Raw genomic sequence first — 18,102 nt, forward strand, 5'->3', positions numbered from 1 at the left:
GAGAACCGGCCGTGGCCCGAGACCGGACGGCCGCGCCGAGCGGGCGTCTCCTCGTTCGGTCCCTCCCGTGCGGGAGGGACACCACGGCCGCCGAGTGGGGCGCGGTCAGCGGACGGGGAACTCCACCGGCAGGCTGTCGAGCTGGGCCACCCACGTGGAGGCGGTCGAGGTCAGCGACGGGGCCGGCACGGCCAGCCGCAGCCCCGGCAGCCGGTGCAGCAGGACGTCGACCGCGATCTCGATGATGGCGTGGCCGATGCCCTGCCCCGGGCACTCGTGGGGGCCGGAACTGAACGCCAGGTGCGAGTGGTTGCCCTCGATCGAGGCGCCGCTCGCGGCACGGATCTCCGGGTCGAGGTTGCCGGCCGCGAGCCCGAGCAGCAGCATGTCGCCCTCCTTGACGGAGGCCTCCCCCAGCTGGAGGTCGGCGGTGGCGAAGCGGCCGGGGAGCACGGCGAGCGGCGGGGTGTTCCACATGACCTGCTCCACCACGGCGGACAGCGCGAGTTCCCCGCCGACCAGCGCGGCGAGCCGGGCGTCGTCGGTGAGGATCGCCTGGAGCACCCGGGCCAGCAGGTTGCTGGTCGTGGTGTGCGCGGTGATCAGCACCAGCCGCAGGTGGTGGAGGATCTCCTCCTCGTCGAGCCGGGCCGGGTGGCCGAGGAGGCCGGTGGTGAAGTCGGCGCCGGGCTCCCGCCGCTTGCGCTCGGCGAGCTCGCCGAGGATCGTCATGATCCGGGCGTTGTGCACCAGGGCGTCCGCCCCGCCCTTGATGACGTGGTTGCTGGACTCGGCGAGGCTCCGCCCCTCGCTCGCCGCGAGGCCGAACAGCCGGGTGAGCACCAGCATCGGCAGGTACTCGGCGAAGTCGGTCACCAGGTCGGCGCGGCCCGCGTCGGCGAAGGCGTCGATCTGTCTCTCGGCGAAGTGCGCGACGTGGCGGCGGATGCCGCGGCCGGCGACCGCCTGGAGGCTGTCGGTGACCGCGCCGCGCAGCCGGCGGTGCGGTTCGCCGTCCTGGGAGACGCAGTCGGGGCGCCAGCCGACCATCTGCATCACCGGCAGGTCGTCGTCGACGCGTCCTTCCTTCCAGTCCCGCCAGATCCGGGCGTCCCGGCTGAACTGGAGCGGGTTGTCGAGCACCCGCCGGTTCTCCCGGTAGCCCAGCACCAGCCAGGCCGGGACGTCGCCCTCGATCAGGACGGGGGCGACCGTGCCGTGCTCGTGGCGCAGCCGGTCGTAGAGGCCCACCATGTCGTGTGTCGTGTCGGGCCCGTAGAGCCGGGTGGCTCCCCCGTGGGCGACGGGGCAGCCGGCCGCGGCGGGCGGGGCGGTCCGCTCGGTCATCGGGGCTCCAGGGCGAGGGCGCGTGCCTGCAGATGGCGTATGAGGGCGACGAGTACGTCCCGGCCGGCGGTGCGGTCGCGGGCGTCGAAGGCCACGATCGGGATGTCGTCCGGGATGTCCAGGGCGTCGCGGATCTCCTCGACGGGGTGCTCCCGGCTGTCGGGGAAGACGTTCAGCGCTATGACGAAGGGGACGTTCTGGCGCTCCATCTCCTCTATCGCGCGGAAGCTGGAGGCCAGGCGGCGGGTGTCGACCAGGACCACCGCCCCCAGGGCCCCCTTGAAGAGCCCGTTCCACAGGAACCAGAAGCGCTCCTGGCCCGGCGTGCCGAACAGGTAGAGCACCAGCTGGTCGTTGATCCCGATCTTGCCGAAGTCCAGGCTCACGGTGGTCTGCTGCTTGTCCGTGATGCCGACCAGGTGGTCCACGTCGGCGCTGGCCTCGGTGAGGGTCTCCTCGGTGGTGAGCGGGCGGATGTCGCTGACCGACCGGACCATCGTGGTCTTCCCGGTGCCGAAGCCCCCGGCGATCATGACCTTCACCGAGCGGGTGCCGTCCGCCGCCGTGGCCCGGCCGGTGGGGTCAAAGCCTTTGAAGTCCACTGAGTACCTCCTCAAGGAGCGCGAGGTCGGGCCCGAGTCCGGCGGCGTTCGCCGGGACGGGGTCACGGGTTTCCACGCGTCCTGCTTCGAGCAGATCGGCCAGGAGCACCGCGATGATGTTGAAGGGCAGTCCCAGGTGGGCGCCGAGCTCCGCCACCGACAGCGGCTCGCGGCAGCGGCGGAGGATCTCCTCGTGCTCGTGCTGCAGTCCGGGCTGCGGCGACGGCTGCGGTCCCGTGCGGGTGACCACCAGGGTCGCCACGTCCAGGGTCGCGGCCGGGCCGGCCGGTTTGCTGCGGCCTCCGGTGAGGACGTAGTAGCGCTCGAGCCCGGTCGGGTCGGTGGGCCGGCGGGGAGCACTCATCCAGAGTGCTCCTCCAGCCGGGGAGTGGTGCCGAGCAGCTCACCCATCCTCCGGGCCAGGTCCCGCATCTGATGGCCCAGCAGTCCCTGGTCGAGCCCTTCCCTGGCGAGCACGCCGAGGTAGGTCTCCTGGCCGGCCCGGACGACGAACAGGTGGCCCCCGTCGACCTCGATCATGGCCAGCCGGAGCTGGCCGGCCGCCGACGGGAACTGCTCGGCGACGGGCTGGGCGAGGGCCTGGAGGCCGGCGACCACGGCGGCGAAGCGGTCCACGTCGTCCGGGTCCTCGGCGCCGTAGGAGGTGATGGCCTTGCCGTCGCTGGAGGCCACCAGGGTGAAGCGGATCTCCGGGATGCTCTCCGCGAGGTCGCGGAGCGCCCAGCTGACATCGGTTCCCTGCTGCGTCGTCATGCGGACCAGTCGCTCTCTTCCGTACGGGGCTCGGTGGACTCGGCGTCGTCGGCTGCCGCCCGGGGGGCCGGGGCGCCGACGTCACGGCCGGCGGTGGCGAAGGCGGCGAGGCCGGCGAACGAGGCGTCGGGCGGCACGTCGGGGACCCCGCCGGCCGGCCGGGCCGGGGTCGCGGCGGACGTCCGGTCGCGCGCGGGTTCCCACTGTGCGGCGGGGGCGCTCCGCCGGATGCTGCGGCGGCGGGGCAGGCCTCCGGGGGTGGAGTCGCCGGTGAACCCGGCCTCGTCCGCGTCGTGCCCGGCCTCGGCCTGGGACGGCACGCCGGGGAGGCCGCCCGTGGTGGCGGGCCGCTCGGCGGCGGTGGCGGCGGGCGCCGCGGGCAGCGGGCTGAAGTACTTGTGCGGCACGACGACGACCACCGAGGTGCCCAGCCAGGGCGAGTCCGCGAAGGTGACCCGGATGCCGTAGCGGCGGGCCAGGGCGCCCACGACCCGCAGGCCGAGGTGGGCGTCCTCGGAGAGGCCGCCGAGCCCCGAGCCGGCCGGCAGGCCGGCCAGCGACCGCTCCGCCTCGCGCTTCTTCTCCTCGCTCAGGCCCTTGCCGGCGTCCTGGATCTCGATGCCGACGCCGTTGGGGACCTCCTTGCCGGAGACGATCACCGGCTCGCTGGGCGGGGAGTAGCGCGCCGCGTTGTCGAGGAGGTGGGCGAAGATCAGCGTCAGGTGGTCCACCAGACCGCCGTCGACGCCGAGTTCGGGCAACTGGCGGACCTCCACCCGGTGGAAGTCCTTGATCCGGCCGATGCCGCCGCGGACCACGCCGAGCAGCCGCTGGGGCTCCTGCCACTGGCGGCCGGGGCGGGCCGAGCCGCCCAGCACCCCGATGGAGGCGGCCAGGCAGTCCGCGGGACCGATCTGCTGGTCGAGTTCCATCAGGCCCTGGGCGACCGAGGGGTGACGGCCGTGCTCGCCCTGGAGTTCGTGCAGCCGGACGCGGAGCCTGCTGGTCAGGACGTGGATGCGGTTGCCGAGGCTGATGACGGCCTGCTCGGCGGAGGTCGAGCGGTCGAGCTCCTCCTCCACGCCGATCAGGGCGAGGCGCAGCACCTTGCGCAGCTCGGCCCGCACCTCGGGGGTGACGTCCTGTTCGGCGTCGATCAGCGGCAGGAGGTCCTCCACCGCCTCGCCCTCGCGCAGGCGCTTCAGCGCGTGGGGAAGGTGCTGGTCGGCGAAGCGGGAGACGACGGCCAGGTCGCGCTCCCGGGTGGCGATCCACGCCTGGTCGCGCTCGGCGAGGCGCCGCTCGAGCGCGTCCCGCTCGGCGGTCAGGCGGCTCTCCGCCTGGGTGCGGAGCGTGGCGAGTTCGCTCTCCAGGCCGGCGGCGCGCTGCCGCCAGCGGCGCTCGGTCTCCTGGGTCTCGGCCCGGAACTCCTCGCGGGAGCGCCGGAGCCGGTCCTGGGACTTGAGCAGGAGCCGGACGCACACGGCTCCGGCGGCGGTGGCCGCGGCCCCCGCGGGGGTGGTGACGACCGGTTCCGGGCTCAGGAAGGCGGAGGCGACCGTACCGGAGCCCAGCGCCAGGGGCATGAGCCACCAGCTGTACCGGGCGACGGAGGGCCTGCCCGGTGGTGTGGCGAGATCCATCTGCATCCTTCGGGACGACACGTCGGAGCGACAGGCGGACGGGTGGGGAGTCGGAAGGAGGAACGGCGGACGGGCGGACGGGTGGACGGATGGACGGATGGACGGGGAGCGCGGCGAGGCGCACCGGGGGACACGCGGCGGACCGTGCCGCCGACCGCCCCTCCGGCACCGCGGGCAGCAGGGCCCGCAGGCGCTCACGGGAGGGGGATGACGGTGCGTGACAGCTCCAACTCGCAGCGCTGCGGGGGAGCTTAGCCGGAATTCCGTCCGCCGGATCAACTCCCCGGGATTCGGCCGGGAATATTCCATCGGGATGGTCCAGGGGCGCTACCCTCCGCCGCGGCACGCCGTCGCCGCACGCCGTGCGCCCCTCCGCGCGCGGTGGCAGGCTGGATCCCATGAGCGGCTCGAAGACGATGCGTGCGATCCGGCAGGACGCGACCGGTGGCCCTGACGTGCTGCGGGAGGTGGAGACGGCACGTCCCTCGCCCCGGCCGGGAGAGGTGCTGATCCGGGTGCGGACGGCCGGCGTGAACCCCACGGACTGGAAGCACCGGGCCGGTTCCGGGTTCCTCGAAGCCCCGCCGTTCGTGCTGGGATGGGACGTGTGCGGCACGGTCGTGGAGACCGGATACGGCGTCACAATCCACCGTTCGGGTGATGAGGTGTTCGGAATGTTGCCGTACCCCTTCGGGCACGGTTCCCATGCCGAGTACGTGGTGGGGCCGGCCCGTGCCTTCGTGACCCGGCCGGAGGGCGTGGACGTGCTGCAGGCGGGCGCGCTTCCGCTGGTGTCGCTGACGGCCTGGCAGGCGCTGGTCGACACGGCGATGCTGGGGCCCGGGCAGCGGGTGCTGGTGCACGCGGCGGCCGGCGGCGTGGGCCATGTGGCGGTGCAGATCGCCAAGTCCCGGGGCGCCCACGTCATCGGCACGGCCAGCTCCGCGAAGCACGGCTTCCTGCGCGAGCTGGGCGCGGACGAGCAGATCGACTACCGGGAGACCGACGTCGCCGAGGCGGTGTCCGGCATGGACGTCGTGCTGGAGACGATCGGCGGGGAGCACGCCCGGGAATCGCTGCGCGTGCTGCGGCCCGGGGGCACCCTGGTGTCGCTGCTCCCGCTGCCGCAGGACCTGCCGGCCGAGGCGGAGCGGCTCGGCGTGCGGACGGCGGTGATGCTGGTCGAGGACGACCAGGCCGGGATGCGGGCCGTGGCGGACCTGGCGGCCACCGGCCGGCTGCGGGCCACGATCGCGGAGACCTTCCCGCTGGCGGAGGCGGCCAGGGCGCACGCGGCGGGAGAGACCGGACGCACCACGGGCAAGCTGGTGCTCACCGTGGACTGAGCCCCGGCCGCCACGGCGTTTCGCCCCGGTTCTCCGGAGTGCCCCGGATGAGGCGGTCCTCACACAAGCCTTACAGCCAAAGACCGGACATATGTCAATTGACCATGCTGGAATTCACTCCATCGGGGTAACTTCCTTTCCAGACAAGGGACTTGGGCGGACCCGAGCAGGCTGCGGCCGGATGGAGGCGATCTCGTCGTGCGGCAGGAACCCGCGCCCCTGACCCGGCATCTGCGCGTCCGCGAGCACCGGGGGCGCACCGTCCTCGAGTTTCGCGGCGAGATCGACATCCTCACCGCCCAGGAGATCCGTCCGCATCTGGACGCCGTGACGGGCCGGCCGCGTCCCGACGTCGTCATCGACCTGACGCCCGTGGAGTTCTTCGACTGCTCGGGCCTGCGGCTGCTGTACCGGGCCCGGTCGCGGGTGCTGGACCGCGGCGGGGAGCTGCGGCTGGTGTGCGCCGACCGCATGGTGCTGAGGATCCTGCGCGTCACCGGGCTCCACGACCTGGTGCCCCCGGCGGCCGACCTGGAGGAGGCCCTGCGGGCGCCGGGGGCGCGGGCCGCCACCGGCGCCTCCTGACCGCCTCCGCGCACCCTCTCCGCGCCGCCTCGCCACCCCCTTTCCGTGCCACCTGGCCGTCCCCTTTCCGTGCCGCCTCGCCGCCCCCTCCGTGCCGCCTCGCCGCCCCTCCCCTGCCCCCCTTCCGCCACCTCGGTCCCCGCCGTCCCCGGACGGCTCTCCTCCGGCCGATTCGCCTGTCTGAGGCGGCGGATGACGGGAAGAGGTCTGCTGGAAGGGGGAGCCGAGATGACGACGAAGGGCACGGGCACCGCGCGCAGGCCGCGGGTGAGGACATGGGTCGGGGCGCTGCTGCTGGTCCTGCTGGCGCTGGCCGTGGGGATCAAGCTGAGCGGGGTCCCCGGCCCCGGCGACTGGTTCGGCACCGACACGCACGACCGCTCCGGTCCGGCGCTGCTGGAGTCCGTCCAGGACATTAGCCGCTACGACGCCGCCACCGGGAACTTCCAGGTCGTGGTCGACCTGGAGAAGGACACCAGGTTCCTGCCCGACGCGATCCGCGGCACCCGCACCCTGTACGTGGGCGCGGGCACCGTCGACGCCTACGTGGACCTGGGCAGGGTCGGCGGGAAGGACGTCACGGTGAACGAGGACCGCACCGAGGCGACGCTCCGTCTGCCGCACGCCGAGCTGGGCAGGCCGGCCCTCGACCCGGAGCGGTCCTACGCGGTCTCCAAGCAGCGCGGTGTGCTGGACCGCCTGGGCGACATCTTCTCGGACAACCCCAACAGCGAGCAGGCCGTGCAGAAGCTGGCCGTCGAGCACATCGGGGACGCCGCGAAGGAGAGTGAATTGACCGAACGTGCAGAGGAGAACACCACGGGGATGCTGGAGGGACTGCTGCACTCGCTGGGCTTCGAGAAGGTGACGGTCACCTATGGCGACTGAACGCGCCGCCTCCGGCGCCCCGGTGGCCCGCCCGCTGCCCTGGCCGCTGCGCGCGCTGGCCGTGCTGATCGGCTTCGCCCTGCTGGTCGGGTTCTCGATCCTGCTGGCCCGGCTGACGCTCAACCCGTCCCCCGCCTCCGCGGACCTGACGCACAGCAACTTGCGTCCCGGTGACTCGCTGCGGACGTACTTCACCACCTACGAGCCGCTGCAGGCGGTCAAGCAGGTCGCCGGGAACGTCCTGCTGGGCGTGCCGTTCGGACTGCTGGTGCCGGTGGTGGCCCCGGCGGCCCGCGGCCTGCTGCGGATCCTGGCGCTCACCGCGGTGGTGATGCTCTGCGTGGAGCTGGTCCAGGGGTCCCTGGTGACCGGGCGGGCCTTCGACATCGACGACGTGATCATGAACACGACCGGGGCGCTGCTCGGGTACCTGCTGCTGGGCCGCAGGCTGGGCCGGGCGGTGCACGCCCGCCGGTCCCGGCGGCCCGCCGTGTAGTCCCCGCACACGACGGGGCCCTCGCCCCGGGGCGGCCTAGCGGCTGCCCCGGGGCGTTCCGGTGTCCTGGTGGGGGCCCCAGGTGAACTTGTCGCCGCCGACCCAGCGGACGACGTCCGGGTCGTCGAGGTCGTGCACGTGGATGCCGTAGGCGGCGGCGATCTCCAGGACGTCGGTGACGGCCCGCGCCTCACCGACGAACTGGCCGTCGATCTCGACGATCCGGAAGGGCGGCGTGTCCGGCTGGACCCCGAGCACGGTGATCCGGGGCCGGCCGACACGGGGGCTCGAGATTTCCGTCATGGCTTCGAGCCTAGTTCGGCTCAGGGACGCCGCCAGTCGTCCCGCTCCAGGGACGCCCCGGCCATCGGCCCCATCCGCGTCATGCCGCCGTCGACGACCCAGGAGGCGCCGGTGACGTAGGACGACTCGGGTCCCGCCAGGAAGCCGACCACGGCGGCGACCTCCCGGGCGTCCCCGGGCCGGCCCAGCGGGACGCCCGGCCGGGACTCGGTCCGCGGGTCGGTGTCCTCCTGGCCGGTCATCGGCGTGGAGATCTCCCCGGGGGCGACCGAGTTCACCGTGATGCCGTGCTCGGCGAGTTCCAGGGCCATCACCTGGGTGAGCAGGCCCAGGCCGCCCTTGGAGGCGCAGTAGGGGGCCGCGCCCACCTTGGGCTGGTGCTCGTGGACCGAGGTGATGTTGACGATCCGGCCGCCGCTCCCCTGGTCGATCATGCGGCGGGCGGCGCGCTGCGAGCAGAGGAAGGGGCCCGCCAGGTTCACGTCCAGCACGTGCCGCAGGTCGTCGAGGCCGAGTTCGAGGAAGAGGGTGGAGGTGCCGGTGCCCGAGTTGTTGACCAGCACGTCGACCCGGCCGAGGCGTTCGCACAGCTGGTCGACCGTGTCGGCTGCCTCGGGCAGCCGGGTGAGGTCGACCTGGGCGACCTCCGCGCGACGGCCCAGGGCCCGTACCTCCTCGGCGGTCCGCTCGGCGCCCTCGCGGTCGGTGTGCCAGGTGATGCCGACGTCCATGCCCTGCTCGGCGAGCCGGACCGCGACCGCCCGGCCGATGCCGGAGTCGGAACCGGTGACGACGGCGACGGGCGTTGCGGTCTCGGGCATGTCGGTGCCTCCTGGCGGGGTGGTCGTCGGGATGGGTACTCGGGCCGTCCCGGTACCCGGGGCGTCGCAGTACCCGGGCGCCCGCCGGGCAAACCGGGCGCGGCCCCGGCCGCGGTGGCGCCGTACGGAAACGGAGGCTCGGATGGATCCCGTCGTCGCGCTGGAGCGGATCGCGTACCTGCTGGAGCGGTCCCGGGAGCCGACCTACCGGGTGCGGGCCTTCCGCACGGCCGCCCGGGTGCTGGCGGGACTGGACGCGGCGGAGCTCCGGCGGCGGGCGGAGAACGGTTCGCTGGAGTCGCTGAAGGGCGTGGGCCCGAAGACCGCGCAGGCGGCGCGCGAGGCGCTGGCGGGGGAGGCCCCCGGCTACCTGGCCAGGCTCGAGGAGGAGGGCGGGGCGCCGCTCGCCGAGGGCGGCGAGCACCTGCGCTCGCTGATCCGGGGCGACTGCCACCTGCACTCGGACTGGTCCGACGGCGGGAGCCCGATCGAGGAGATGGGCCGCGCCGCGGCGGCGCTGGGCCACGAGTGGGCCGTGCTGACCGACCACTCCCCCCGGCTGACCGTCGCCCGAGGGCTGTCCCCGGAGCGGCTGCGGGAGCAACTGGACGTGGTGGCCCGGCTCAACGCGTCCTGGGCGCCGTTCCGGCTGCTCACCGGGATCGAGTGCGACATCCTCGAGGACGGTTCGCTGGACCAGGAGCCGGAGCTGCTGGAACGCCTCGACGTGGTGGTCGTCTCGGTGCACTCCAAGCTCCGCATGGACCGGCGGTCGATGACCCGCCGGATGGTCGCGGCGGTCCGTGATCCCCACGCCGACGTGCTGGGCCACTGCACGGGGCGGCTGGTGACCGGGCGGGGGCGGCCCGAGTCGGAGTTCGACGCCGACGAGGTGTTCGCGGCCTGCGCGGAGTCGGGCACCGCGCTGGAGATCAACAGCCGACCGGAGCGGCTGGACCCGCCGCGGCGGCTGCTGGGCCGGGCCGTCGAGGCGGGCGTGCTCTTCGCGGTGGACACCGACGCCCACGCACCGGGCCAGCTCGAATGGCAGATCCACGGCTGCTCCCGGGCCGAGGAGTGCGGGGTTCCGCCCGAGCGGGTGGTGACCACCTGGCCGCTGGAGCGGCTGCTCGCCTGGAGCCGTGACGGAGTGCTCCCCGGGGGCGCGTGAACGACGGAGGGGTCCGGACGACGCCTCCGGCCGGAACGACGCCAGGGCGTCTGAACGCGTGACCGCGGTGGTACCCGTGAACCGTCGCCGGAGGCCGGCGACGGATCAGCGAGAGGCGGGACGCGTATGGAACGGGCCGTGGTGTTCGACGTCGACGGAACCCTGGTGGACACCAACCATCTCCACGCCGTCGCGTGGTGGGAGGCGTTCCGCCAGGCCGGGCACCGGGTGCCGATGCACCACATCCACCGCGCGGTCGGCCTGCCGGGCATGGACCTGATCGCCCGGGTGCTGGGCGACGACCGGGACGAGGAGCGGGACGGCGCGCTGAGCTCCGCGCACAAGACCCTCTACGGCCAGTACTTCGACCGGCTGGACCCCCTGCCCGGCGCGAGCGACCTGCTGCGGCGGCTGCACGAGGCGGGCCGCCGGGTGGTGCTGGCCACCTCGGCCGGCGGCTCCGAGCTGACCGCGCTGCGCCGCGCGCTGGACGCGGACGAGGCGATCACCGCGACGGCGAGCGCCGACGACGTGGAGGAGGGCAAGCCCGCCCCCGAGCCGGTGGAGCAGGCGCTGGAGCTGGCCGGGGTGCCTGCCGAACGGGCGGTGTTCGTCGGCGACACGGTCTGGGACATGAAGGCGGCGAGCCGGGCGGGCGTGACGCCGGTGGCGGTGCTGTGCGGCGGTATCCCGCGCGCGGCGCTGGAGGAGGCGGGCGCCCGGGCGGTCTACGAGGATCCGGCGCACCTCCTGCGGTCGCTGGAGGACAGCCCTCTGGCCTGAGACGGCCGCCGGCCCGCTCCGCCTCCGGCCTCCCTCGCCCTCCGGCCTGCGTCGGCCTCCGGCCCGGGACGTCCCGGTTACGCGGCCGTCCACCGGCAACCCGTGCCGGATGAACCGTGCGACGGAGGCGATCGGCCGGGAGCTCCGGGCCGTCGGCGCGACGGCCCGGAACGCGGTGCGCGGTCCTGGGCGGGAACGCGATCTGCTGGTCCAGTCCCTGAAGGCGTCCGGGGCGGCGCTGCTGGCCTGGGCGGTGGCCCGGCTGTGGCTGGAGGACCCGATGGCGCTGATGGCGCCGTGGGCGGCGCTGGTCCTGGTGCAGGCCACCGTGTACGGGTCGCTGCTGCGGGCGGCGCAGCAGTGCGCGGCGATCTGCGTGGGAACGCTGCTGGCCACCGGGGCGCAGGCACTGACCGGTGACGTCCTGGCGGCGATGGCGGTGTGCCTGCCGCCGCTGATGCTGCTCTCGCACTGGTCGCGGTTCGGGGACCAGGGCAGCTACGCGGCCACCACCGCGGTGTTCACGCTGGCCACCGGCACGGTGAGCGCGGAGGCGGCGGGGCACCGGGTGGGCCAGGCGGTGCTCGGGGCGGTGATCGGGGTGGCCGTCAACGCGCTGGTCCTGCCGCCGGTGCACCTGCGGGACGTGCGGAACAACCTGTCCGGCCTGGCCGCCGAGGCCGGGGCGGTGCTGCGGCGGGTGGCGGAGGAGCTGCCCGGGGCGCGGTGGGACGACGGGGCGGCCTCCCGCTGGTCGCACGCCTGCGACCGGCTGGAACGCCTCCTGGAGGGGGTGCGCTCGGCGCGCGGCTGGTCGGACGAGAGCCTGCGGCTGACCGCGGACCGACTGCGCCGGCTGCGGCGGATCCCGCTGCAGGTCCCGCCGCCCGAGGAGGACGAGCGCTGGGCCCGGGTGACCGGCCAGGTCGTGGCCCTGACCCGGGCGCTGTCGGTGGCCGCGGACGCGGGCCGCTCCCCCGCTCCCCCGGACACGGAGGCGCTGGACCTGTACGCCGGGATGCTGGACCTGCTGGGGCGGGCCTGCGAGGCGGAGAGCCGCCAACTGGCCCGGGGTCCGGGCGGGGCGACGGTGGCCGGGCCGGACGGGCGGGCGGTCCGGACGGACGCCGCGGAGGAGACGGCGGAGGAGCCCTCGGAGGAGCGGCTGAGCGAGCTCCACGGCGAGCTGCGGCGGAGTCTGCGGGACCACGCCGCGCAGGACCCCTCGCAGGCCGCGGTGCTGGGCGCGCTGCTGCTGCACGCCGAGAACATCTGGGCGGACACGGCGCTGGGCGCCCGCCGGGAGTGATCACGGCGGAGGCGGGTGAGGGCGGCACCGGGGCGGGTACCCGGGCGGCCCTGACCGGCGGACGTGAGGAGCGCGGCGTGAGCGGCAGGATCGTGGTGACCGGGGCCACCGGCAACGTGGGCACCAGCGTGGTGCGGGTCCTCGCGGAGGACCCGGCGGTGAGCCTGGTGACGGGCGTCGCCCGGCGGCTGCCCGAGTGGCGTCCCGAGGGGACCGAGTGGAGGACGGCCGACCTGGCGCGGGAGGAGTCGGCGCCCGCCCTGGTGGAGATGTTCCGGGGCGCGGACGCCGTGGTGCACCTGGCCTGGGCGTTCCAGCCGACGCACGATCCGGTGACGACCTGGCGGACCAACGTGCTGGGCAGCCTGCGGGTGTTCGAGGCGGTGGCCGCCGCCGGGGTCCCGGCGCTGGTGCACGCCTCCTCGGTCGGGGCGTACTCGCCGGGGCCCGAGGACCGCGAGGTGGACGAGTCCTGGCCGACGCACGGCTGGCCGGACGCCGCCTACACGCGGGAGAAGTCGTACCTGGAACGGGCGCTGGACGCCTTCGAGCGGCAGCACCCCCAGGTGCGGGTGGCGCGCATGCGGCCGGCGTTCTGCTTCAAGAAGGAGTCGGCGAGCGAGCAGCGGCGCATCTTCGGCGGCACGTTCCTGCCGGGCGCCGTCGCCCGCCCGGGCCTGCTGCCGGTGGTGCCGGACATCCCCGGGCTGCGGGTGCAGGCGTTGCACACCGACGACGCGGCGGACGCGTACCGGATCGCGGCCCTCTCCCCCGACGCGCGGGGCGCGTTCAACCTGGCGGCCGGTCCGCCGCTGGACGCGCGGGTGCTCGGGCGGATGTTCGACGCCCGGCCGGTGCGGGTGCCCGCGGGCGCGGTGCGGGCGGCCGTGGCGGCGGCCTGGCGGATGCGGCTCCTGCCCGCCTCCCCGCACCTGTTCGACGCGGTGCTGCGGCTTCCGCTGATGGACACCCGGCGTGCCCGGGACGTCCTGGGGTGGCGTCCGACCCGTGACGCCGAGTCGGTGATCGAGGAGTTCGTGCGCGGGATGCGCGAGGGCGCGGGCGCGGCGACGCCCCCGCTGCGCGGCCGCCTGGCGGGCTGACGGCTGCGGGCGGTCGGTCGGTCGGCGGGGCTCCCCCCGGGCGGCCGGGCGCGTGGCAGGTCGCGCGGGTCGCGGGGTGGCGTGCCGCGCGGGTCGCGACGCGTCGCGACGTGGCGTGGCGTGGCTGGCGTGTGGCCGCGCCGCACGGCGTCTCGCCGCGCTTCCCGGCTGTCGTGGCGTTTCGCGGCGGGAGCCGGAGGTACCCGCAGGTCCGGCCCGTTACCGGTCGTCCGGCCGGTGGGCCCGGAGAAAGGGAGTGCACACGTGAGCGAGGCGACAGCCGGGGGAGGCGTGCAGCCGGTCCCCCGTGACCTGCCGGACCAGCAGGCCGGTCCGGGATACGCACCGGAGCGGGACGTCATGGCGACCGCACAGGCGGGCGGCGGCCCCGCGGCCTCCTCGTCCTCGGACGACGAGCCGGGCCCGCCCCACGAGGCCGCGGCGGCCGCCCGGGAGGAGCCGGGGGGCCGGGAGGACCCGGAGCGTCCGGCGGCGCCGGCGAAGCCGGTGCCCCGTGACCCCCAGGACCAGCAGGCGGGCGAGGACGACGACCGCTGGGACGCGGCTCCCGACCCGGAGGCCACCGGTTCCGGCGACCGGCCGGGCGGCACGGACGAGGAGGTGCCGGAGACCGACGAGGCGGGCACCGGCCGCCAGGGCGCGCCGCTCGGCGGCAGCCCCAACCCGGAGCACCCGGTGCCCGACGAGCCCGCCGGCTGACCCGGCGTCACCCGGCGTCACCCTGCCGGACCGGACCGGCGCCCTTGCGGCCCGTGTCGTGGAGCGGATCCACGGCACGGGCCGCGACCATGGACCGCACAGGGCGCCACCTGGCGGAACACACGTGTGGAGGGTGCCCGGGAGCGGGAAGGCGCAGGTCATGCGGGACGTACGAGGTGTGGGAAAAGCGCTGGGCACGAGGTACCGGAGGTGGAAGAGGGAACCGGACGTCGTCCACACCCTCCGGGCGACGGCGGCCGCGACGATCTCCTATGTGATCGCGCTGCACCTGAGCAGTGAGAAGGTTCCGCTGACCGCCCCGCTGACGGCGCTCCTCGTGGTGCAGGTCACCCTCTACTCGACGCTCACCACCGGGATCGAGCGCGTCAACGCCGTCGTCGCCGGTGTGCTGATCGCCATCGGGTTCAGCCGGATCGTCGGTCTGACGTGGTGGAGTCTGGCGCTGATCATCCTGGCGTCGCTGATCGTGGGGCGTCTGGCGCGCACCGGGGACTTCCTCCCCGAGGTGGCGATCAGCGCGATGCTGGTGCTGGGCGTGACCACGGTGGGCGACACGGCGTGGGCGCGGATCGTCGAGACGCTGATCGGCGCCGTCGTCGGACTCTCCTTCAACTTCCTGTTCGCCCCGCCGGTGTGGGTGGACGTGGCCGCCGAGTCCCTGACGGACCTGTCCCGGCGGATGCGGCAGTTGATGCTCCGCATGGGTGAGGAGGCGTCCGGTCACACGCCGGTCCCCCACGCCACGGCCCGGCTCCACGAGGCGCGCGCCCTGGACCAGCACATCGCCGGCGTCGACGCGGCGCTGCGGCAGGCGGAGGACAGTCTGCGGCTCAACCCGAGGGTCCGGGAGGGGCTGCTGCACCGGGTCGTACTGCGGACCGGTCTGGACACCCTGGAGATCTGCACGGTGGTGCTGCGGGTGATCGCCCGGAGCTTCACCGACCTGGCGAAGCGGCGCGACCCCGACCCGTTGTTCCATCCCGAGGCGGGCCCGATCGTGGAGGACCTGCTCGCGGAGGTCGGCGACGCGGTGGTGAGCTTCGCGGTGATGGTGATCTCCGACGTCAGCACCAACGCGGAGGAGGCGGAGGAGCGGCTCGCCGCGGAGCTGGCGCGGGCGTCCGGCACGCGGGACCGGCTGGCGGCGATCCTGCTCGAGCACGTGCAGGAGGATCCCAAGGACTGGCAGCTCGTCGGCGCCTTCCTCACCGAGATCACGCGCATCCTCGACGAGCTGGACACCGACCACCGGTCGCGCCGGCTGCTCGAGGAGCTGGACCGCAACACTCGTCTGCAGCGGGAGCGCAAGCGCCGGCTGGAGGAGCTGCGCCGCCGCCTGCGGCTGCCGGCGCCCCGGCGGCGGAACCGCAGGAGGTCCTGAGCGCGTGTTCGCCGGCGGGCACCGGGCGGAGGGCCCCGGAGCGAGGGGAGCGTGCGATGGGCGGAACGGGCGGCGTGCGGATCGACGGGGACTGCCTGCTGCTGCCGGGCGGCGTGCGGGTGCGGTTCGTGCGCACCCTGCGGCTGCCCGAGACGGGCACCCATCCCCTGCCGCCGGGCCTGGGGTCCTTCCCGCTCCGCCGGGTGCAGGACTTCCCCGACACGGCTCCCGCCGAGTGGCTGGCGCGCGGCGGGGTGATGCTGCCGGTGTACCTCCGTGAGGCCATGTGGCTGCACTTCGGGGGCACCGCGCGGCCGGCGGCGCTGCAGGTCGGGGTCGGCAAGGTCTGCGCGGTCTCCGGCGAGCCGTGGAGCGGGCGTCTGTCGTCCGGGCCGCAGAACTACCTGCCGTTGCCCGACCAGCCCTGGCTGGACGGCATCAACTCCGGGCGCGGTATGGTCCGTCAGTTCGTGGCGGTGCCGCTCGGGCTGGGGGCCACCGTGGAGGGGCAGGTCACCGGCGAGGAGACCTGGGGCGGGATCCAGCTCCAGGCGTTCGGGCTGACGGAGCGGAAGCTGGCCGAGTGGACCGCCCGCCGGGCCGCCGCGCCCGCCCCGCCGGTCTGGCCGGCCACGCCCCCGCCCGGCCCGGTGCCGCCCCCGACTCCGTACTCCGGGACGCCGGTGTCCATGCCTCCGCCGATGCCGTCGTACGGGGCGGACTTCGCCGCGCCGCCGGCGCCGGGGGCGGCTGCGGGGGCGGTGCCTCCGCCGGCGCCGGGGGCCGCGCCGCCCGCGCCGGGGAGCGCGGCTCCGCGCGCCGCGGCGATGGGCCTGGGGGCGGGGGGTTCGATGCGCCAGCAGGTGCACCGGGACACCCGTCCGCTCTCCGACTGGTCCACCGAGCCGTCCGGGCGGGTCTTCGTCCACCTGGTGACGCCGCCCGAGTGGCGCCGGATCACCGGCGAGGCCCCGCCGCCCTCCCCCGTCGACCGCGACGCCTACACGCGGGCGGGGCTGCCGTGGTTCGAGCACTACGACGAGCAGGCGGCCGACCTGGACCCGTCCGGGACCCTGGCGGGGGTGAAGCCGGTCGGCGACTGGCTGGGCGACGACCACGCCCCGTGGTCGCCGCCGACCCCGCACCAGGTGGTGCAACTCGGCGACGCGCCCGGAAGGCCGGTGGACGACGGGGACTGGTGACGGACCGTGCGCGGAAGGCACGATGGTCGTCCGGCCGCTCCCCGCCTCCGCGCGGCGGCGGCCGGGTGACACGGCGGTTCGATCGGGAGGGTCCATGGCGAGCAGCAGTCCGGTCCGGAAGGTTCCACCGGTACCGAGCGTGCGGGAGGCCTGGCCGCGGCTGGACCTGATCCCCCACCCGCCGCGCCGGGTGCCGCTGCTGGGCGACGTCCTGGGCACCGACCGGGCCCGGCCGCTGCAGGACACCGTGCGCCGCGGGCAGGCGCTGGGGCCGATCTTCCGCCGGAAGGTGCTCTCCTTCGAGATCGTCTTCGTCGGGGGCGCCGACCTGGCGGGCGAGCTGTCGGACGAGTCCCGGTTCGCGAAGCACGTCGCGCCGGGGATCGCCGCGCTGCGTCCGCTGGCCAAGGACGGGCTGTTCACGGCGCACAACCACGAGCCCAACTGGCAGCTGGCGCACGACGTGCTGGCGCCGGGGTTCAGCCGGGAGGCGATGTCCGGGTACCACCGGGCGATGCTGGACGTGGCGGACCGGCTCACCGACCGCTGGGACTCCGAGCTGGCGGCGGGGCGGACGGTGGACGTGCCCGGCGACATGACCAAGCTGACCCTGGAGACCATCGCCCGCACCGGCTTCGGCCACGACTTCGGCTCCTTCGAACGCCCGCGGCCGCACCCCTTCGTCGACGCGATGGTGGGCTACCTGAGCTATGCCCAGCGGCGCACGGCCCTGCCGGGTCCGCTGGCCGCGCTGGTGGGCGGCCGGGCCGCCGACCGGCGCGGCGAGCGGGACCTGGCGCTCCTCAACGAGACGGTGGACGAGGTGATCCGGGCCCGGGTGGCGGACGGCCGGCCCGGGGACGGCGATCTGCTGGACCGGATGCTGGAGACCTCGCACCCCGTGACCGGTGAGCGCCTGTCGCTGGACAACGTCCGCCGCCAGGTGATCACGTTCCTGGTCGCGGGGCACGAGACGACCTCCGGGGCCCTGTCGTTCGCGCTGCACTACCTGTCGCTGCATCCGGAGATCGCGGCCCGGGCCCGCGAGGAGGTGGACCGGGTCTGGGGCGACGTGGCCTCCCCCGGGTACGAGCAGGTGGCGAAACTGCGGTACGTCCGGCGGGTGCTGGACGAGTCGCTGCGGCTGTGGCCGACCGCTCCGGCCTTCGCCCGGGTGGCGCTGGACGACACCGTGCTGGGCGGCACGCATCCCGTGCGGCGCGGCGGCTGGGCGCTGGTCGTGCTTCCGCTGCTGCACCGCGACCGGTCGGTCTGGGGGCCGGACCCCGAGCGGTTCGATCCGGACCGGTTCGAGGCCTCGGCGGTGCGGGCCAGGCCGCCGCACGTCTTCAAGCCGTTCGGCACCGGCGCCCGGGCCTGCATCGGCCGTCAGTTCGCGCTGCACGAGGCGACGCTGGTGCTGGGGCTGCTGCTGCGCCGCTACGAGTTCCTGCCGCGGCCGGAGTACCGGCTGAGCGTCTCGGAACGGCTCACCCTGATGCCGGAGGACCTGCGGCTGGGGCTGCGCCGCCGCGCGCCGCGGTCCGCGCCGGACGACGAGGCGGTCACGGTCGGGCGCTGAGGCGCGGGCGGCGGCCCTCCCGCGT

Annotated in this window: 19 protein-coding genes; 12 read left to right on the plus strand and 7 right to left on the minus strand. The window is 74.9% G+C overall.

The annotated features are described in order from the left end of the window. Positions 1-105: 105 nt before the first annotated feature. From ABZ836_RS23230 to ABZ836_RS23250, 5 genes are read right to left on the minus strand one after another with little or no spacing between them, the layout of a single operon-like run. On the minus strand, positions 106-1,347 hold the full coding sequence (locus tag ABZ836_RS23230; RefSeq protein WP_361145004.1) for a cytochrome P450: 1,242 nt from the start codon (positions 1,345-1,347) through the stop codon (positions 106-108). Next, complete coding sequence (locus tag ABZ836_RS23235) at positions 1,344-1,949, minus strand: ATP/GTP-binding protein (RefSeq protein WP_356133174.1); 606 nt, start codon at positions 1,947-1,949, stop codon at positions 1,344-1,346. Before ABZ836_RS23235 ends, ABZ836_RS23230 begins: the two co-directional genes overlap by 4 nt. Then, positions 1,930-2,313 carry a DUF742 domain-containing protein gene (locus tag ABZ836_RS23240; protein WP_356133172.1) on the minus strand — a complete coding sequence of 128 codons (384 nt, stop codon included), beginning with the start codon at positions 2,311-2,313 and terminating at the stop codon, positions 1,930-1,932. Before ABZ836_RS23240 ends, ABZ836_RS23235 begins: the two co-directional genes overlap by 20 nt. Next, a complete protein-coding gene (locus ABZ836_RS23245; protein ID WP_356133170.1) occupies positions 2,310-2,723 on the minus strand; it encodes a roadblock/LC7 domain-containing protein in 414 nt (137 codons plus the stop codon). Before ABZ836_RS23245 ends, ABZ836_RS23240 begins: the two co-directional genes overlap by 4 nt. Then, positions 2,720-4,366, minus strand: coding sequence for an ATP-binding protein (locus ABZ836_RS23250; RefSeq protein ID WP_361145008.1), 1,647 nt, complete (start codon positions 4,364-4,366; stop codon positions 2,720-2,722). Before ABZ836_RS23250 ends, ABZ836_RS23245 begins: the two co-directional genes overlap by 4 nt. Before the next feature lie 398 nt (positions 4,367-4,764). On the opposite strand from ABZ836_RS23250, the gene ABZ836_RS23255 reads away from it, so the two are divergent. From ABZ836_RS23255 to ABZ836_RS23270, 4 genes are all read left to right on the plus strand, one after another. After that, positions 4,765-5,712 (plus strand): NADP-dependent oxidoreductase, encoded by a 948-nt coding sequence (locus ABZ836_RS23255; protein WP_356133166.1) that lies wholly within the window; start codon positions 4,765-4,767, stop codon positions 5,710-5,712. Between the two features lie 198 nt (positions 5,713-5,910). Continuing rightward, positions 5,911-6,297 (plus strand): anti-sigma factor antagonist, encoded by a 387-nt coding sequence (locus ABZ836_RS23260; RefSeq protein WP_356133164.1) that lies wholly within the window; start codon positions 5,911-5,913, stop codon positions 6,295-6,297. Between the two features lie 228 nt (positions 6,298-6,525). After that, positions 6,526-7,185 (plus strand): DUF4230 domain-containing protein, encoded by a 660-nt coding sequence (locus ABZ836_RS23265; RefSeq protein WP_356133162.1) that lies wholly within the window; start codon positions 6,526-6,528, stop codon positions 7,183-7,185. Beyond that, on the plus strand, positions 7,175-7,681 hold the full coding sequence (locus tag ABZ836_RS23270; protein WP_356133160.1) for a VanZ family protein: 507 nt from the start codon (positions 7,175-7,177) through the stop codon (positions 7,679-7,681). Before ABZ836_RS23265 ends, ABZ836_RS23270 begins: the two co-directional genes overlap by 11 nt. 36 nt (positions 7,682-7,717) lie before the next feature. Here the strand turns inward: ABZ836_RS23270 and ABZ836_RS23275 are convergent, their stop codons facing one another. After that, positions 7,718-7,984 (minus strand): hypothetical protein, encoded by a 267-nt coding sequence (locus ABZ836_RS23275; RefSeq protein WP_356133158.1) that lies wholly within the window; start codon positions 7,982-7,984, stop codon positions 7,718-7,720. A 20-nt stretch (positions 7,985-8,004) separates the two neighbouring features. Continuing rightward, complete coding sequence (locus ABZ836_RS23280; RefSeq protein WP_356133156.1) at positions 8,005-8,805, minus strand: SDR family oxidoreductase; 801 nt, start codon at positions 8,803-8,805, stop codon at positions 8,005-8,007. Between the two features lie 142 nt (positions 8,806-8,947). On the opposite strand from ABZ836_RS23280, the gene ABZ836_RS23285 reads away from it, so the two are divergent. The 8 genes from ABZ836_RS23285 to ABZ836_RS23320 all read left to right on the plus strand — a co-directional run bounded on the left by ABZ836_RS23285 (position 8,948) and on the right by ABZ836_RS23320 (position 18,077). Continuing rightward, positions 8,948-9,976 carry a PHP domain-containing protein gene (locus ABZ836_RS23285; protein WP_361145013.1) on the plus strand — a complete coding sequence of 343 codons (1,029 nt, stop codon included), beginning with the start codon at positions 8,948-8,950 and terminating at the stop codon, positions 9,974-9,976. 126 nt (positions 9,977-10,102) lie between these two features. Then, a complete protein-coding gene (locus ABZ836_RS23290; protein ID WP_356133152.1) occupies positions 10,103-10,759 on the plus strand; it encodes an HAD family hydrolase in 657 nt (218 codons plus the stop codon). A gap of 109 nt (positions 10,760-10,868) precedes the next feature. Further along, positions 10,869-12,068 (plus strand): FUSC family protein, encoded by a 1,200-nt coding sequence (locus ABZ836_RS23295; protein WP_361145016.1) that lies wholly within the window; start codon positions 10,869-10,871, stop codon positions 12,066-12,068. Positions 12,069-12,145: 77 nt separating this feature from the next. Then, a complete protein-coding gene (locus tag ABZ836_RS23300; protein WP_361145019.1) occupies positions 12,146-13,171 on the plus strand; it encodes an NAD-dependent epimerase/dehydratase family protein in 1,026 nt (341 codons plus the stop codon). A 264-nt stretch (positions 13,172-13,435) separates the two neighbouring features. After that, positions 13,436-13,891: a hypothetical protein gene (locus ABZ836_RS23305; RefSeq protein WP_356133146.1), complete on the plus strand. Its 456-nt coding sequence runs from the start codon at positions 13,436-13,438 to the stop codon at positions 13,889-13,891. Positions 13,892-14,051: 160 nt separating this feature from the next. Continuing rightward, positions 14,052-15,293, plus strand: a complete 1,242-nt coding sequence (locus ABZ836_RS23310) for an FUSC family protein (protein ID WP_361145022.1) — start codon at positions 14,052-14,054, stop codon at positions 15,291-15,293. A gap of 56 nt (positions 15,294-15,349) precedes the next feature. Next, positions 15,350-16,495, plus strand: coding sequence for a hypothetical protein (locus tag ABZ836_RS23315; protein WP_361145025.1), 1,146 nt, complete (start codon positions 15,350-15,352; stop codon positions 16,493-16,495). 94 nt (positions 16,496-16,589) lie between these two features. Further along, positions 16,590-18,077, plus strand: coding sequence for a cytochrome P450 (locus ABZ836_RS23320; protein WP_361145028.1), 1,488 nt, complete (start codon positions 16,590-16,592; stop codon positions 18,075-18,077). Positions 18,078-18,102 lie beyond the last annotated feature (25 nt).

The sequence above is a fragment of the Streptomyces sp. NPDC047130 genome, from assembly GCF_040643475.1.
Lineage (GTDB): Bacteria > Actinomycetota > Actinomycetes > Streptomycetales > Streptomycetaceae > Streptomyces.

What these genes read in the sequence shown, in the direction of transcription:
- ABZ836_RS23290 (WP_356133152.1), top strand. Translation starts at nt 10,103, where the DNA reads ATGGAACGGGCCGTGGTGTTCGACGTCGACGGAACCCTGGTGGACACC.
- ABZ836_RS23230 (WP_361145004.1), bottom strand. Translation starts at nt 1,347, where the DNA reads ATGACCGAGCGGACCGCCCCGCCCGCCGCGGCCGGCTGCCCCGTCGCC.
- ABZ836_RS23240 (WP_356133172.1), bottom strand. Translation starts at nt 2,313, where the DNA reads ATGAGTGCTCCCCGCCGGCCCACCGACCCGACCGGGCTCGAGCGCTAC.
- ABZ836_RS23270 (WP_356133160.1), top strand. Translation starts at nt 7,175, where the DNA reads ATGGCGACTGAACGCGCCGCCTCCGGCGCCCCGGTGGCCCGCCCGCTG.
- ABZ836_RS23255 (WP_356133166.1), top strand. Translation starts at nt 4,765, where the DNA reads ATGAGCGGCTCGAAGACGATGCGTGCGATCCGGCAGGACGCGACCGGT.
- ABZ836_RS23295 (WP_361145016.1), top strand. Translation starts at nt 10,869, where the DNA reads ATGAACCGTGCGACGGAGGCGATCGGCCGGGAGCTCCGGGCCGTCGGC.
- ABZ836_RS23320 (WP_361145028.1), top strand. Translation starts at nt 16,590, where the DNA reads ATGGCGAGCAGCAGTCCGGTCCGGAAGGTTCCACCGGTACCGAGCGTG.
- ABZ836_RS23250 (WP_361145008.1), bottom strand. Translation starts at nt 4,366, where the DNA reads ATGGATCTCGCCACACCACCGGGCAGGCCCTCCGTCGCCCGGTACAGC.
- ABZ836_RS23310 (WP_361145022.1), top strand. Translation starts at nt 14,052, where the DNA reads ATGCGGGACGTACGAGGTGTGGGAAAAGCGCTGGGCACGAGGTACCGG.
- ABZ836_RS23285 (WP_361145013.1), top strand. Translation starts at nt 8,948, where the DNA reads ATGGATCCCGTCGTCGCGCTGGAGCGGATCGCGTACCTGCTGGAGCGG.
- ABZ836_RS23275 (WP_356133158.1), bottom strand. Translation starts at nt 7,984, where the DNA reads ATGACGGAAATCTCGAGCCCCCGTGTCGGCCGGCCCCGGATCACCGTG.
- ABZ836_RS23265 (WP_356133162.1), top strand. Translation starts at nt 6,526, where the DNA reads ATGACGACGAAGGGCACGGGCACCGCGCGCAGGCCGCGGGTGAGGACA.
- ABZ836_RS23245 (WP_356133170.1), bottom strand. Translation starts at nt 2,723, where the DNA reads ATGACGACGCAGCAGGGAACCGATGTCAGCTGGGCGCTCCGCGACCTC.
- ABZ836_RS23315 (WP_361145025.1), top strand. Translation starts at nt 15,350, where the DNA reads ATGGGCGGAACGGGCGGCGTGCGGATCGACGGGGACTGCCTGCTGCTG.
- ABZ836_RS23280 (WP_356133156.1), bottom strand. Translation starts at nt 8,805, where the DNA reads ATGCCCGAGACCGCAACGCCCGTCGCCGTCGTCACCGGTTCCGACTCC.